This window comes from Pseudomonas sp. IPO3749 (genome assembly GCF_013386605.1).
GTDB lineage: Bacteria > Pseudomonadota > Gammaproteobacteria > Pseudomonadales > Pseudomonadaceae > Aquipseudomonas > Aquipseudomonas azotoformans_A.
The window spans coordinates 37,754-53,153 of sequence record NZ_JACARN010000023.1 but is presented as its reverse complement, the minus strand read 5'-3'; the positions used below and the strand labels follow the sequence as shown (position 1 = coordinate 53,153).

Sequence of the window (15,400 nt, the reverse complement as noted above, 5' to 3'; positions counted from 1 at the left end):
TTAAGCCTGTTCCAACGAGGTTTCTACACGGTTGGCCGGGATCTTCTTCTCGGCTACCAGGCGAGCGTGTTGCTCGGCTTCGATGCGTTCGATCGTCTCGACCGGCACCATGTAGCCTTGATCGTCACGCGCGGCGTGAACGATGAAGTAACCGATAGTGCCAACCAGGCCCACGATTGCCAGCCACCAGATGTGCCAGATCATCGCGAAACCGAACACGGTCAACAGCGCACCCATCACCACGCCAGTGGCGGTGTTGTTTGGCATGTGGATCGGCTCGTAGTGCTTAGGACGCTGGTACGCAGTACCGTCTTCCTTGGCTTCGGTGAACGCATCAATGGTGTTCGCAGTAGGGATCACGGCGAAGTTGTAGAACGGCGGTGGCGACGAAGTCGACCATTCCAGGGTGTGGCCATTCCATGGGTCGCCGGAGTCGCAAGCGTTCTGCTTACGGTCACGGATGCTCACGTACAGTTGGATCAACTGGCAGGCGATACCTACAGCGATCATGATTGCACCGAACATGGCAACGTACAGGTACGGCACCCACTCAGGGTTGGTGGTGGCGTTCAGACGACGGGTCATGCCCATGAAGCCCAGTGCATAGAGCGGCATGAACGCGACGAAGAAGCCCGAGATCCAGAACCAGAACGCAGCCTTGCCCCAACCTTCGTGCAGCTTGAAGCCGAACGCTTTCGGGAAGTAGAAGCTGAAACCAGCGATGTAACCGAATACCGCACCACCGATGATCACGTTGTGGAAGTGAGCGATCACGAACAGGCTGTTGTGCAGGACGAAGTCAGCACCCGGGATGGCCAGCAGTACGCCGGTCATGCCGCCGATGGCGAAGGTCACCATGAAGCCCAGGGTCCACAGGACCTGGCTGGTCATGCGCAGACGACCGTGGTAGATGGTGAACAGCCAGTTGAATAGCTTCACCCCCGTCGGGATGGAAATCAGCATCGTCGCCAGGCCGAAGAAGGCGTTGACGCTGGCCCCCGAGCCCATGGTGAAGAAGTGGTGCAGCCATACCATGAAGCCCAGTACAGAGATCGCGCCCGATGCGTAAACCATCGAGTGGTGACCGAACAGGCGCTTGCCGGTAAAGGTCGAGATCACTTCGGAGAAGATACCGAACGCTGGCAGGATCAGGATGTACACCTCAGGGTGACCCCATGCCCAGAACAGGTTCACGTACATCATTGGATTGCCACCAAGTTCATTGGTGAAAATGTGGAAATCCAGGTAACGGTCAAGCGACAGCAGCGCCATGGTAGCGGCCAGGATCGGGAACGAAGCCACGATCAGGACGTTGGCCCAGGTGCAGGTCCAGGTGAAGATCGGCATGTCCATCAGTTTCATGCCAGGGGCGCGCATTTTCAGGACGGTGGCCAGGAAGTTGACCCCCGTCAATGTCGTCCCGAGTCCTGATAACTGTAGCGCCCAGATGTAGTAGTCCACACCTACGCCAGGGCTGTATTGCAGGCCCGACAATGGCGGATACGCAACCCAACCGGTCTTGGCGAATTCGCCGACGCCCAGGGACAGGTTGATCAGCACAACGCCGGAGACCAGCAGCCAGAAGCTCAGGGAGTTCAGGAACGGGTAGGCAACGTCACGGGCACCGATCTGCAGCGGCAAGGCCAGGTTCATCAGGCCGGTGAAGAATGGCATCGCCATGAAGATGATCATGATCACACCGTGGGCGGTGAAGATCTGGTCATAGTGTTCAGGCGGCAGGTAGCCAGGCGACCCCTCGGTGGCCATGGCCAACTGGGTACGCATCATGATGGCGTCGGCAAAACCACGCAGCAGCATGACCATGGCAACGATGACGTACATGACACCGATTTTCTTGTGGTCGACAGACGTCAACCACTCGGTCCACAGGTAGGTCCACTTCTTGTAATACGTAATTGCTGCAAACAGTGCCAGACCACCCAGCGCGATCATGGCGATGGTCACCATTACGATCGGCTCGTGGAACGGGACCGCATCCCAACTTAATTTACCAAACATCGTTTACTCCTCTGCCCCAGCAGTTGAATGCGAGCCCGTGTCAGAACCTTCAACCGCGGCCACTTCTTTCTTCTCGTGCTTGACCGGCTTGCCTGGCTTCATACCTTCGTACTTGTCGACGATTTTCTGAAACAGGTCCGGCTCATACGCGGAGTACAGAGCGACTGGGTTGTTCTGGCTTGGTTTGGTCAGGGCGTCGTATTCAGCTTGATCAAGCTGTTTAGGTGCGGCCTTGACTTCGGCTACCCAGGCGTTGAAACCTTCCTGGCTCGTCGAGATCGCTTTGAATTTCATGCCGGTGAAGCCAGCGCCGCTGTAGTTTGCGGAGATGCCTTCCATTTCAGCTTTTTCGTTGGCGATCAGGTGCAGGCGAGTCTGCATGCCTGCCATCGCGTAGATCTGACCGCCCAGGGCTGGGATGAAGAACGAGTTCATCACGGCGTCGGAGGTGATCCGGAAGTTCAGCGGAGTGTTCTCCGGGAACTGGATTTCGTTGACGGTGGCGATACCCAGGTCCGGGTAGATGAACAGCCACTTCCAGTCCAGCGCGACCACTTCGATGTTGATCGGCTTGACGTCGGATTCCAGCGGACGGTACGGGTCCAGCTCGTGGGTCGACTTATAGGTGATGTAACCCAGGGCGATGATGATGAGGATCGGCACCAGCCACACTGCGATTTCAATCTTGGTGGAGTGCGACCACTTCGGCGCGTAGGTGGCGCTGGTGTTCGACGCGCGGTATTTCCAGGCGAAGGCGAAGGTCATGATGATCACAGGCACCACAACCAACAACATCAGCAGGGTGGCGGTGATGATCAGGTTTCGTTGATCCAGACCGATCTGTCCTTTTGGGTCCATCAAGGTCCACTTGCAGCCTCCCAGCATTAACATCATGCCCAGCAGCGGCAAAAAGCCTAGTAATCGGGGGTACCTGTTTTTACTCATCTCACGACCTCTAAAGCAGCTTGCGCAATGCAGTTGGGTTTTGATCGCCAACACTTCACCCTGCCAAGGGTTGGCATTTCTCTTCGATTGAATAAGAGCCTGCCCATCACGCCATCTGTGGCGTTTCACGGACCTGCGGTGAGTTCTTATTCGATTTCGTGGTTAAAGGCCTTGTTACAGACCAATTCCATTTGGTGCGGATAGTTGAAAGGCTGTCGGAACCTTGGGGTCGCACAGAGCCGTCCATCTGCCCCTCGACCGCTCCAGTGCTCAAATATTGAACAGCACCGGACATTCAGTGCGGGCGATTGTAGTTAGCTAGCGATGTATAAACCATGTCTTATAAAGAAATAATTTTTATCGATTACAGCAATAATCCTTCACCAATATTGCAAAGGTTCGCGATCTTATCGCGTTAGATTCTCAACAAAAACCACAAAAATTGCCGTGTTATAGGGCAATCCGCCACAGTCCTTACGCGCTGTAAGGGCATGCCAAACCGATGCAAGCCCCCATAAAACAAGGCATTCGGACATCACCCAATTGCTGGCGCGGCGCGAGGTCCGTGGCCACGTCAGAACCACGAACTGACAGCACATCTTGGCCGTTTTATGCAAATTTAAGCGGCCGTTCGGCGGGTCAGAAACGTCCTGCGGCAGCTTCCGTGTGACAACATGTCGCACACTGCGCACACCCAAAGTTGTCCGGCGTCACGCTCTGTTCACAAATCCCTACACGCAAAAACGCCCCGGCCTTCGCTCAAGAAGGACCGGGGCGTTTCAGGAATGGGCTCAGGCTTTGCGCTGGCGATTCCGGTAAATGCCCAACGGCACCAGGATCACCGTCAGCACGAACGCGACCAGCGCCCACTGCGCCAGGGACAGGCCCAGCACGGGCGGATACGGGGTGCTGCAGAAGCCGTCGACCTGGAAGCCCAGGGGAAACACCTTGGCCAGTGGCAGGTCATCGACGATCGGTTGCAGCACATCGATGCCGCAGCTGACCTGGGGGAAGAACTGGGTGTACACGTGGTGACCGGCTGCGGCCACACCGCCGAGGGCGCTGAGGATCACCAGCCCTTCGAAAAACGTGAGCGCCCCTTTGGTGCGCATGGCTGCGCCGATGAACGCGAAGATCGCGATCAACAGCAAGGCGTAGCGTTGCAGGATGCACAGCGGGCATGGCGCCTCGCCCAATACCACCTGCATATACAGCGCACCGCCGATCAGCGCCAGGCAGATGATGCCCAGCAACACCAGAAAGCGCCGCTCCCTGCCTAAACGCAATTCGTCACTCATTTCCGGTTCCCTTTGTTTGGTTGTGCCAATGGCCGCAAGTTTACACACAGGGAGTGGTTTAAACAGAGGGGGGTTAACGGGGGATTAATCTTGGGAAATGCAAAACAAAATGTGGGAGCGGGCTTGCCCGCGAAAGCGTTGTGTCAGTCACTCATGCATCGACTGACACACTGCATTCGCGAGCAAGCCCGTCCCCACATTTTTGACCGTGTTATTCCAGCGCCGCAGCCGGGCCGAAGAACTCGTAGCGGCTTTGCTTCTCTGGCACGCCCAAGGCCTTGAGGTGGCGCTTGATCGCGCCCATGAAGCCTTTAGGGCCAAGGAAGTAGGCATCGATGTCGCGCTGTTCAGGCAACCACGCCGCAAGCTGTTCCTGGCTGAGCAAACCCACCTTGTCCGCCGCCGGGCTCACGCCATCATCTTCGGAGTAGCAGTAGAAGCGCTTGAGCTGCGGATGCTGTGCTGCCAACGCATCGACCCAATCACGGAACGCATGCACCCCACCGTTACGCGCGCAGTGGATGAAGTGCACCGGGCGCTGGGTAGCCAGGGCGGCTTCGAGCATCGGCAAGGTTGGCGTAATGCCGACCCCGCCGCTGATCAGCACCAGCGGTTTATCGCTGGCTGCCAGGGTGAACTCACCCGAAGGCGTGAACAGATCGATGGTCGCGCCGACATGCAGTTGGTCGTGCAAGTAGTTGGACACCCGCCCGCCGGCTTCGCGCTTGACACTGATGCGGTACAGGCCCGAATCGGTCAGGGCCGACAGCGAATAGTTGCGGCGCACTTCCTCGCCATCGAGCACCAATTTCATGCCGATGTATTGGCCTGGCGCGGCGGCGAGAATCGGGCCGTTATCTACCGGGGCAAAGTAGAAGGAGATGATTTCGTCACTCTCCACCACGCGCTTGACCACGATGAACGGCCGCGCACCGCGCCAGCCACCGGGCGCCTGGGCCTTCTCTTCATAGATCGCCGCTTCGGCGCCAATCAGGATATCCGCCAATTGGCCGTAGGCCGCGCCCCAGGCACTCATCACTTCAGGGGTCGCAATCTCGCTGCCCAGCACTTCGGAGATCGCACGCAGCAGGCAGGCGCCGACGATCGGGTAATGCTCCGGCAGGATCTGCAGGGCCACGTGCTTGTTAATGATCTTGGCCACCAAGTCGCCCAGTTGGTCCAACTGGTCGATATGCCGCGCATACATCAACACGCCATTGGCCAAGGCGCGGGGTTGGTCGCCGCTGGCCTGGTGGGCCTGGTTGAACAGCGGGCGAACTTGCGGGTACTCGGAAAGCATCATGCGGTAGAAATGGGTGATCAGCGCTTCGCCACCGCTTTCCAGCAGGGGCACGGTGGATTTGACGATGGCACGGTCTTGGGCACTAAGCATGGGAGCCTCCTGGGCTTCTTTACTGATTGCCTTTATCTACTCAGTATTCGTGCCAACTAATAAAACGTTAAATTTCAATGACTTATTTAATATGTAGTCAGTATGACTTCCTACAACGTATAGTCATAAGGACTACAAGGAGTCATTATGACTGCGCAATCGCTGCTCACTACCCTGCTGCCCCTGGTCGCTGACCTGTCCCGCGAACTGCCCGAAGGCGAGCGTTACCGCCGCCTGTTACAAGCCATGCGCGCCCTGCTGCCCTGTGACGCCGCCGCGCTGTTGCGCCTGGACGGCGAATGGCTGGTGCCGCTGGCCGTCGACGGCCTGAGCGCCGACACCCTGGGCCGGCGCTTCAAGGTCAGCGATCACCCACGCTTCGCCGTGCTGCTGAGCAGCCCCGGCCCAACGCGTTTCGACAGTGACAGCGAATTGCCCGACCCTTATGACGGATTGGTGGATGGGTTGCACGGGCATCTGGAAGTGCACGATTGCATGGGCTGCCCGCTGTTCGTCGACGATCAGCCCTGGGGCCTGCTGACCCTGGACGCCCTCGACACCGAGCGCTTCGAGCGCGTGGAACTGGATGCCCTGCAAGCCTTCGCCAGCCTCGCCGCGGCTACCGTCAACGTGGCCGAACGCATTGAACGCCTGACCCTGCGCGCCGAAATCTACCGCGAGGCCAGCGGCCAGCAGCACAAGGAGATGATCGGCCAGAGCAAACCCCACAAGCGCCTGGTAGAAGAGATCAAGCTGGTGGGCGGCAGTGACCTCACTGTGCTGATCACCGGCGAAACCGGAGTTGGCAAAGAACTGGTGGCCCAGGCCATCCATGCCGCTTCGACGCGCGCGGATAAACCGCTGATCAGCCTCAACTGCGCCGCCCTGCCGGAAACCCTGGTGGAGAGCGAGCTGTTCGGTCATGTGCGCGGCGCCTTTACCGGCGCGCTGAACGAGCGTCGCGGCAGGTTCGAACTGGCCAACGGCGGCACGCTGTTCCTCGACGAAGTGGGCGAACTGTCACTGACCGTGCAAGCCAAGCTGCTGCGGGTGCTGCAAAGCGGTCAATTGCAACGCCTGGGCTCGGACAAGGAACACCAAGTGGATGTGCGCCTGATCGCCGCCACCAACCGCGACCTCGCTGACGAAGTACGCAATGGCCGCTACCGCGCCGACTTCTATCACCGCCTCAGCGTCTATCCGCTGCAAGTGCCGGCGCTGCGCGAACGCGGGCGCGATGTGTTGCTGCTGGCCGGTTTCTTCCTGGAACAGAACCGCTCACGCATGGGCCTGGGCAGCCTGCGCCTGACCAGCGACGCCCAGGCGGCGCTGCTGGCCTATAACTGGCCGGGGAATGTACGAGAGCTGGAGCATCTGATCGGACGCAGCGCGCTGAAAGCCTTGGGAAACTGTCGCGAGCGTCCGAAGATTCTCAGCTTGAATGCCCAGGACCTGGACCTGCCCGACGTCAGCGCACCCGTGATCGAAGCACACACCGACGTGATACCCGTCGTGACCGGCGACCTGCGTCAAGCCACCGAGCACTACCAACGCCAGGTCATCAGTGCCTGCCTGGAGCGCCACCAGCACAACTGGGCCAGCGCCGCCCGCGAACTCGGCCTGGACCGCGCCAACCTCGGCCGGATGGCCAAGCGCCTAGGGCTGAAGTAAGGCTTTCTCGGTGGGGACAGGGGCTGGCTTGGGCTTACGAAACACCAACACATTGCCCAGCATCACCAGCACCAACCCCGCCAACGCCGGCGCGGTCCACTGGTAGCCCTCGGCAAACGCCGAGACATTCAGCGCCACCACCGGGAACAACACGGTGCAATACGCCGCGCGCTCCGGCCCCATGCGCCCGACCAGGGTCAGGTACGCGGTAAAGCCGATTACCGAACCTGGGATCACCAGGTACCACAGGGCTCCGACATACCGCGCGCTCCAGTCCATCTCAAACGGAATCCCGCGCACCAAGCAATAGGTCGCCAGCATCAACGAACCATACAACATGCCCCAGGCATTGGTCGTCAGCGGCCTCAGACCGGCCTTCTGTTGCAGACTCGACAGCATATTGCCCGCCGAGAAACACATCGTCCCCAGCAACGCCAACCCCAATCCGAGCAAGGTCTGCGGGCTGGCGGTATGCCCTACCAGTTCCGGCCAGAACAACAGGCCCAAGCCCAGCAAGCCCAAGCCGCCGCCCATCAACACATTGCGCGCCACCCGCTGGCCGAAAAACACCCGGGCATTCAGCGCGTTCCACAGCGTCGCAGTGGAGAACACCACCGCCACCAACCCGCTGGGGATCCATTGGCTGGCCGTCAGGAAGCACATGAAGTTCACGCAAAACAGACACAGCCCCTGGGCCAGGCAGATCAAATGCCCGCGCCGGTTCATCACCTGCAACTTGCGGCTGACCAGCAACAGCGCAAACAACACCAGCGCCGCCAGGCCGAAGCGATAGACGATGGACACGGGAATCGCCACCACGCCCAGTTGCCATTTGAGGGCGATCCAGGTGGTGCCCCAGATCAGCACGGTGAGTAAATACAGGGAAAGGTTCATAGCGGGCTCCATCGATTGAGCCACAGTGTGGCCCGCGATCCATGCCGCGCTCTTGCACAATCTTGCGCTTTTGTCGGGCGGTGGGCGCACAGCACGCGCCGCGCGGAGTAGGATGCAAGGCGTCGGAGAGTACGAACCATGCCTGATCTGGAATCCCTGCAAGTCTTTCAAGCCCTTAACCGCTCGCCCAATGCACGCCTCGAAGCCTGCGCCGAGCTCGGTGACGGCTTGTCTGCAGCCTTGTGGAGCAACCATCACGATGCCCAGGATTACCAGGCGCCCAGCCATCACACCTTGTCCTGCTACATCGGCGGCGGCACCGGCACCTTTCGGCGCGACCAGCCCGGCACCAAGGGCGGGCCCGACAAGCTGTGCATCCTGCCCGCCGAGCATCAGTCGGCCTGGGTGATCAACGGCGAAATCCGCCTGGCCCACGTGTACTTCAGCCCGGAGCAATTCGCCCTCGGCTGCGTCACCCTGCTCGACCGCGAACCGCGCACCCTGCAATTGCGCGAAAGCACTTTTCTGGAAGACGCCAGCCAGGCCCGGCGCTTTCACCAGTTGATCGCGCTGAACTGGCACGAACCCGCCGAGCGCCTGCTGACCAGCAGCCTGGCCCACGAAATGCTCAGCCACACCTTGCTCAGCCAGGTCGGCGCCCGCGAGGGGCTGCGGTTGAAAGGCGGGCTGGCGGCGTATCAGCGACGGCTGTTGGTTGAGTACATCGACCAGCACCTGGAAGACCCGATCAGCCTGGGCCAACTGGCCGGGATGTGCGCGCTGTCGGAATACCACTTCGCGCGGATGTTCCGACAAAGCTTCGGCCTGCCGCCCCATCAGTACGTGTTGGCACGCCGACTGACCCGCGCCCAGGCCCTCTTGCGCAGTGGCGCCCTGCCCTTGAGTGAAATCGCCTTGATGTGCGGTTTTTCCAGCGCCAGCCACTTCACCCATCGCTTCCGCCAAGCCATGGGCGCCACCCCCGGCGAATACCGCCAGGCGTTCTGCGCCTAGGTCATCAACCCCAACGTCTTGGCCTTGGCCACCGCTTGCGTGCGCCGCTCCACGCCGAGCTTGCTGTGGATACGCCGCGCGTGAGTCTTGACCGTATGCAGGGAGATAAACAGCCGGTCGGCGATTTCCAGGTTGGAATTGCCCAGGGCGATCAACTGCAGCACTTCCAGTTCGCGCTGGCTGAGTGGGCTTTCTACTGCACCCGCCCCTGGCGTTTGCGGCTCCATGCCCAGCTCGCTCAATAACCCCGGCGAGCGCAAGCGCAGCTCGCGAATCGCCTGCTGCACCTGGCAACGTGCCGCCAGCGCCAGCCCGGTTTGCAGCGAGCGGCGCGCCAGCGTGGAATCACCGATTTGCCAGGCCACTTCGCCCAGCACCAGGTGCAGCTCGGTTTCCAGGCAAAGCATGCCGCGTTGGCGGGTGGTGTCCAGCAAGGCCGTGAGCCGCGCCACTGGCTGATCGGCGCAACCCAGCTTCACTTCCGCCAGCACCAGCAGGTACTCCAGGCGTGGCACCAGCTCCAAGGTGGCGGGTGGCGCCTGCCTGGCCTGGGGGCCACGGAAGTGGCGAAGGACACGGCGCACCGCTTCCACCGTCAATTCGGCACGCCCCTGCTGCAACCAGAAATGCCCGCTGACCAGCAGCAACACCGCGCGGTACACCGTGTCGGGCACCTGACGCTGCTGCATCAGCCGCTCGGCATCGCGTAGTTGCACAAAGGCCTGGGCGTAATCGCCACGGTTGGCGGCCAGCAGGGCCAGGCCGAGGAATCCGTAGAGCACGCGTTTGTCCTGGCTGTGCAGGCACATCTTCAAGCCCGCCTCGAAACACTCGGCGGCCAGGCTGTCTTGCCCCTGACGCAACGCCAGGTGCCCGCGCCGCAGGGCAATGCGCCCGACCAAGGGCCCGGCCTTGAGGCGCTGCTTGAGCAACATCGCCTGCACATTTTCCAGCAGGCTTTGCGCCCGATAAGGGGCGCCACGCTGCTCCAGCAGTTGCGCGTGGTCCAGCTCCAACAAGGCTTCGAGCAGCAACGAGCCGTGGGCACGGGCCAGGCACAAGGCTTCGCGACTCAGGGCTTGGGCGACATCCAGCTCACCACGCAGCAAGGCTTGCTGGGTCAGGCCCGAAAGGCACATCAACCGCGACGTCCAGGCGCTGTCGGGCAAAGCTTGCAGCGCTTCGAGGAAGTGTTCGCGAGAACGTTCGGCATCGCCGCCCAGATGCAGCAGCCAGCCCCATTGCGCCTGCCAACGCGCCAGCAGGTAGCGCTGCTGCGCCGCCGTTGGTTGCGGCGCAAAGCGTGCCAGTTGATGGATGCATTGCGCGGCCTGCTCGAAGCGCCCGGCGAACAGCAACGCCGCCGTCAGCAACCCGACCAATTGCGCCGAGCCGAGCATCAGCTCATCACCCTGCTGTTCATGCAGGCGCAACAGCAGCATCGCGTTCTGCTGGCGGAACAGGTCTTCAAAACTGAAGTGCTGCAACAGGCTCACCGCCACTTCATATTCTTCGGCGAGCAAGGCTTGTTCAAACGCGGCCTGCCAGTCCTGTTTGGCGGTGAACCATTGGCAGGCGCGGCGGTGCCATGAACGCTTGGCTGGCCAGGGCTCGTCACGCAGCAAATCGGCGAGGGGTGGAAAGACCTGCAGCCACTCGGTGTCTTCCCAAGGCTGGATAAACGCGCCGAGGGCCTGCAAATCATGCAGGTACTGATCACCGTCGCCAAAGCCGAACAGGTGCTCGCACAACCCTGCGTTGAAGCGCGGCAGATGAGCCAACACGCGCCAGGCTTCGGCCAGTTCGAGCGGCAATGTGCTGAACAGCTCGTGTTGCAGGTAATCGAGCAAGGTCTTTTCCGGGTGGCCGTCCCCCAGCAAAGCGATGCGCGTACCGGCACACCAGCCGGCACTGAACTGCAACACGCTGTCGACAGACTGCCCTGGGGCATGAATGAGCAATTGCTGGACCTCGGCAGGGCTGAACGCCAAGTCTGCGCCAAACTCCAGCAGCTCATCGTCCAGCAGCAACCTCGGCCAATTGCACAGCGGGCGACGCCGCGCGCCCAGCCACCAGGTCAGGGCCGGGCTGCTGGCAGTGAGCAGGCGATCCAGCAAGGCGTCGGTGTCCGGCGCGGGCAAGCGGCAGAAGTCATCGAGGAACAGCCAGGCCGGAGCCTGCCAACGCGCAAGGTCCGACAGCAGTGTCACCTCATCGGTGAACGGCAAACCCAGGTTCTGCGCCAAGCGCTGGCAAAGATCGACGGGGCTCAGGGCAACACCATTGAGCGGCAACCAGTACACCGGGCAATCCTTGGGTGCCTGCAACGCGCACTCGGCGAGCAGCGCGCTCTTGCCACTGCCGCCGGGCGCGCACAGCAACTTGACCCTGACCTGCGCCGCCAGCAAGGGCTCGGCCAGGCGTGGGCGCAACAAATGATGGGCGGACAGCCGAGGCATGAATCCAGGACGGTCCAGGCAGCGTGTCATGGCGGTCATTGCTGCATCCTGCTTTTTTATTGTTATGCAACGTGGCGCCTACCCTAGTCCTGTGGTCGGCGGTTGTTGAAGAAGTATTCAGCGGGGTGATTGGCGGGCATAAAAAAGCCGGGAGCCTGAAGGGTCCCGGCCAGATCAAAGGGTGATCAGCGAACCCCTTCGGCCCTCAACGCTGCCGGGGTGTAATCGGCCGCCTTGGCCGCGAAACCGAACACAAAGCTGCTCTTCTCCTCGTTCTTCATGCCCAGCGCGATGTAGCGTCCGGCGATGATGTCGTAGAGGGTTTCCACGGTGTAGGCCGGGGTCTGGTGGTCGTAATAGAACTGCGCATGACCTTCGGCGACACGCCACAGTTGGCCACGGCCGTCGTAGTGATCCACCAGTGCCACCTGCCAGCTGTCCTCGTCGATGTACATGTGGCGCTTGGCGTAGATGTGCCGCTCACTCGGCTTGACCGTGCCGACCACTTCCCACACACGGTGCAGCTCATAGCGGGTCAGGTCCTGGTTAATGTGGCCGGCCTTGATGATGTCGTCGTACTTGAGTGTCGGCTGGTCGAGCTTGTAGCTGTTGTAGGGGATGTACATCTCTTTCTTGCCCACCAGCTTCCAGTCGTAGCGGTCCGGGGCGCCGGAGAACATGTCGAAGTTGTCCGAGGTGCGCAGGCCGTCGGAGGCAGTGCCCGGCCCGTCATACGCTACTTGCGGCGCGCGGCGCACGCGACGCTGGCCGGCGTTGTAGATCCACGCCAGGCGCGGCTCCTTCACTTGGTCGAGGGTTTCATGCACCAGCAGCACGTTGCCCGCCAGGCGCGCCGGTGCCGTCACCGACTGCTTGAAGAAGGTCAGCACGTTGGCCGCCTTGGCCGGGTCCATGTCCGGGATCAATTGCGGCACCGCCACTTCCTCCTCGAAGCGGATCGGCGTGTAGCTGCCGTTGGTCTGCGGCGTGGCCTGGGTGATGATGCGGCGCAAATTGCCACCGTGGTAGCGGGTGATGTGGTTCCACAGCACTTCCACGCCATTCTTCGGAATCGGGAACGCGTAGTAGCGGTTACCGGTGAAACCTTCCAGTCCATTGCCGTCGTTGATCGGCTTGACGTTCAGCGCGCTGCGCTTGATCGACTCGTAGATCTCCGGCGGCAGGTTGACCGTACGGTGGGTTGGGTACACCGGGATCTTGTAGGTCTCGGGGTAACGCTTGAACATCGCCACCTGGCCGTCGGAGAGTTTGTCCTTGTATTTGTCGACGGTGGCCGCGGTGATCACGAACAGTGGTTTCTCACTGGCGAACGGGTCGGCCAGGAAGCCCTTGCTGTCCACGGCGCCGGCATTTTTCGGGATGCCACCGGTCCAGGCTGGGATCGAGCCGTCGGCGTTGCCGGCTTTTTCGGCGCCCACCGGGGTCAGGGTGGTGCCGAGCTTGGCCGCCTCTTCCGGCGATACCGCTGCCATCACGTGGGTGGCCAACAGGCTGAGGGCCAACACTGCAATTGTCTTACGCATGGATGCTTGTCCTTCTTTAAGCCAGGTCAGAAGTTCGCGCCGAAGCTGAGGGCGAGGAAGTCGCGGTCGGTCAGGGTGTTGTAGTCGCCGCCGAAGAAGTCGGTGTAGCTCAGGCTGGCGGTGTAGGTGCTGCGGTAGTCCGCATCCACGCCGATGCTGATGGCCTTGGCGCCTTTGTTGAACAGGCCATTGGGGCCGTAGCCGGCCACGTCATGGGACCAGGACAGGTTGGGCTTGAGGTTCACCCCGAAAATCGCGTTGTTGTAGTCAAGGATCGCCCGCGCGCGGTAGCCCCAGGAATTGGCGGTGACGAAACCATCGGTGTCACCTTGGAAACCATAGGCACCGTAGACCGAATCGCGGCCGTAGCGCAGTTTGGATTTGTCTTCCAGCCCACCGACATGCACGTACGCAGCCTCGCCTACCAGCGTCAGGCGTTCGGCGCCCAGCACCTGATCGAAGAACTGGGTCATGGTGCTTTGAATCTGGGTGATTTCCTTGCGGCGATAGCCTTTGTTGTCGTCACCGAAGTTGCTGCGGATTGGCGAAGCGGTCTGGCCGGCGACGGGGTTGATCAAGGCCAGGGTCAGGTCGGTGGTGTTGAGTTGCACCGGCGCATTCGGCCGGTAGCTGATCTCACCGGTCCACGCCGTGCCCGTGGGCAAGGTGGTGGAGAAGCTGGCACCGAACAGGCGGATATCTTCCGGGTAATCCAAATAATACTGGCCACGGCCGAGCATGAGGCTCTGGACCAACCCCGCACCGGAGCCGGGTGCGATGCCGTTGGCGGTACCGGAGACGGCGCCCAGGGTGGCCAGGCTGGTGTTGTTGGTGATGGTCCCCACCGTTGGCGTACGGCTGTGATAATTCATGAAGTACAGACCGTACTCGGTGTCATCTCCCAGCCAGCGCAACGCCGTACCGAACTGACCACTGTCACGGGCATCACGATCCCGTGCACGCTGCACGATCACACCCTCGCGGGTCACTTGAAAGCCTTGCCCAAACGCGGCGGCCACCGGCTGCAACGGCGCAATCGCCGGGTTACCCACCGTGTAGTTGTCATTACAGCCGTGGGCCGCCACATCCCCACCAAAGAATGTGCCGCAATTATCCAGTACGGTATTTTCCCAGTTCAGTTGGTAAAAACCTTCCACTGTCAGCTGGTTGGTCAAGCTCTGGGAGGCGAACAGCATGTTCACCGGAATCAGCCCTTCCTTGATTTCCGCACCGGGGCGGCGGAAGGCTGAGACGTCGATGGGGTTGATGCTGTTGATGGAGTTACCGATAAAGGTACTTTCACCCCAGCTGACCACTTGCTTGCCGAGGCGCACGTTGCCCGGTTGGTCGCCAATCGAATAGTTGTGATAGACGAAGGCATCGAGCAATTCGTAGCCGGAGGAACGTGCGCCCTCATCGCGGTGGTGATTGCTGATCTGTTTGAATTCGCGATCTTCATCCTGCAACTCGAAGTCATACCAGTACTTGCCACGCACGAATACGCCGCTGTCGCCGTACTTCAACTCAAGATCGTGCAGGCCCTTGAAGATCTTGGAGAAGGTCTCGCCCTTCTTGAAGTTCAAGCGCCCATCATCCCCGGTAGACGCCTGGCCAGTGCCGCCGTTGACCGTGCCCACCAGCTTTTTATCGGCGTCGCGCATGCCCCAGCTCGCGCCCACCGACAGCGAGGAATCGAATTGCCCTTCGATCTCGCCAATGTTGAATGAAACAGCCTGTGCCTGGGCACAGCACCCCAACGCAACCGCAGCGGCCAGCGCCTGTGGCCTGAAGATGGCGCGCATTGTTGTTCTTGTCATGCGTCTTCCCCGGTGAGTGACAGAAGGCCCCACCCTACTGCCGCCCATCAGGAGCGATAAGCGCACCAAGGAGGGATTCGTGTTGTCGCTCGAAAGGATGACAGGGCGCTCTGGCCTGGGCTTCGGGCACAGGCATGCATTGGGTGGATGGTGGGTTATCAGGGGAATGTATGGAGGACCGCGCAACTGTTGCTGATTACGCAACAGTCCTTGTCACGAATCGGCATTACTCATTTTGTTACAAGCGGCTATTCTTGCCGGGCTTTCAGGGCAAACGGCCCGCTTCCACAACCGGAAGAAAAGCCAGATTCAAATGGATTGATGCCTGTTTTCAGTCTTTTACCGG

At 60.8% G+C, this 15,400-nt stretch carries 10 protein-coding genes; 2 read left to right on the top strand and 8 right to left on the bottom strand.

The window, feature by feature from the left end; all coding sequences use genetic code 11:
- The 4 genes from cyoB to hmpA form a co-directional block, all read right to left on the bottom strand.
- A complete protein-coding gene (gene cyoB / locus HX812_RS11960) occupies nucleotides 1-2,019 on the bottom strand; it encodes a cytochrome o ubiquinol oxidase subunit I (RefSeq protein ID WP_033896216.1) in 2,019 nt (672 codons plus the stop codon).
- Between the two features lie 3 nt (nucleotides 2,020-2,022).
- On the bottom strand, nucleotides 2,023-2,964 hold the full coding sequence (cyoA, locus tag HX812_RS11955; protein ID WP_028617882.1) for a ubiquinol oxidase subunit II: 942 nt from the start codon (nucleotides 2,962-2,964) through the stop codon (nucleotides 2,023-2,025).
- Nucleotides 2,965-3,755: 791 nt separating this feature from the next.
- Entirely contained in the window at nucleotides 3,756-4,262 is a 507-nt protein-coding gene (locus HX812_RS11950; protein WP_010206438.1) for a disulfide bond formation protein B, read from the bottom strand.
- A gap of 211 nt (nucleotides 4,263-4,473) precedes the next feature.
- Nucleotides 4,474-5,655 (bottom strand): NO-inducible flavohemoprotein, encoded by a 1,182-nt coding sequence (hmpA, locus tag HX812_RS11945; RefSeq protein ID WP_038842236.1) that lies wholly within the window; start codon nucleotides 5,653-5,655, stop codon nucleotides 4,474-4,476.
- A gap of 147 nt (nucleotides 5,656-5,802) precedes the next feature.
- Between hmpA and norR the strand changes: the two genes are divergently transcribed.
- On the top strand, nucleotides 5,803-7,326 hold the full coding sequence (norR, locus tag HX812_RS11940) for a nitric oxide reductase transcriptional regulator NorR (protein WP_038842234.1): 1,524 nt from the start codon (nucleotides 5,803-5,805) through the stop codon (nucleotides 7,324-7,326).
- On the opposite strand, the gene HX812_RS11935 is transcribed toward norR, so the two are convergent.
- Complete coding sequence (locus HX812_RS11935) at nucleotides 7,312-8,220, bottom strand: DMT family transporter (protein ID WP_038842232.1); 909 nt, start codon at nucleotides 8,218-8,220, stop codon at nucleotides 7,312-7,314. The genes norR and HX812_RS11935 overlap by 15 nt on opposite strands.
- Nucleotides 8,221-8,358: 138 nt before the next feature.
- Here HX812_RS11935 and HX812_RS11930 point away from each other — a divergent pair, with 138 nt between their 5' ends.
- Entirely contained in the window at nucleotides 8,359-9,234 is an 876-nt protein-coding gene (locus tag HX812_RS11930) for a helix-turn-helix domain-containing protein (RefSeq protein ID WP_038842230.1), read from the top strand.
- Here the strand turns inward: HX812_RS11930 and HX812_RS11925 are convergent.
- From HX812_RS11925 to HX812_RS11915, 3 genes are all read right to left on the bottom strand, one after another.
- A complete protein-coding gene (locus HX812_RS11925; RefSeq protein WP_038842229.1) occupies nucleotides 9,231-11,732 on the bottom strand; it encodes a LuxR C-terminal-related transcriptional regulator in 2,502 nt (833 codons plus the stop codon). The genes HX812_RS11930 and HX812_RS11925 overlap by 4 nt on opposite strands.
- Nucleotides 11,733-11,878: 146 nt before the next feature.
- A complete protein-coding gene (locus HX812_RS11920; RefSeq protein WP_038842226.1) occupies nucleotides 11,879-13,237 on the bottom strand; it encodes a DUF1329 domain-containing protein in 1,359 nt (452 codons plus the stop codon).
- Nucleotides 13,238-13,263: 26 nt separating this feature from the next.
- Complete coding sequence (locus tag HX812_RS11915; protein WP_038842224.1) at nucleotides 13,264-15,054, bottom strand: DUF1302 domain-containing protein; 1,791 nt, start codon at nucleotides 15,052-15,054, stop codon at nucleotides 13,264-13,266.
- Nucleotides 15,055-15,400: the final 346 nt, after the last annotated feature.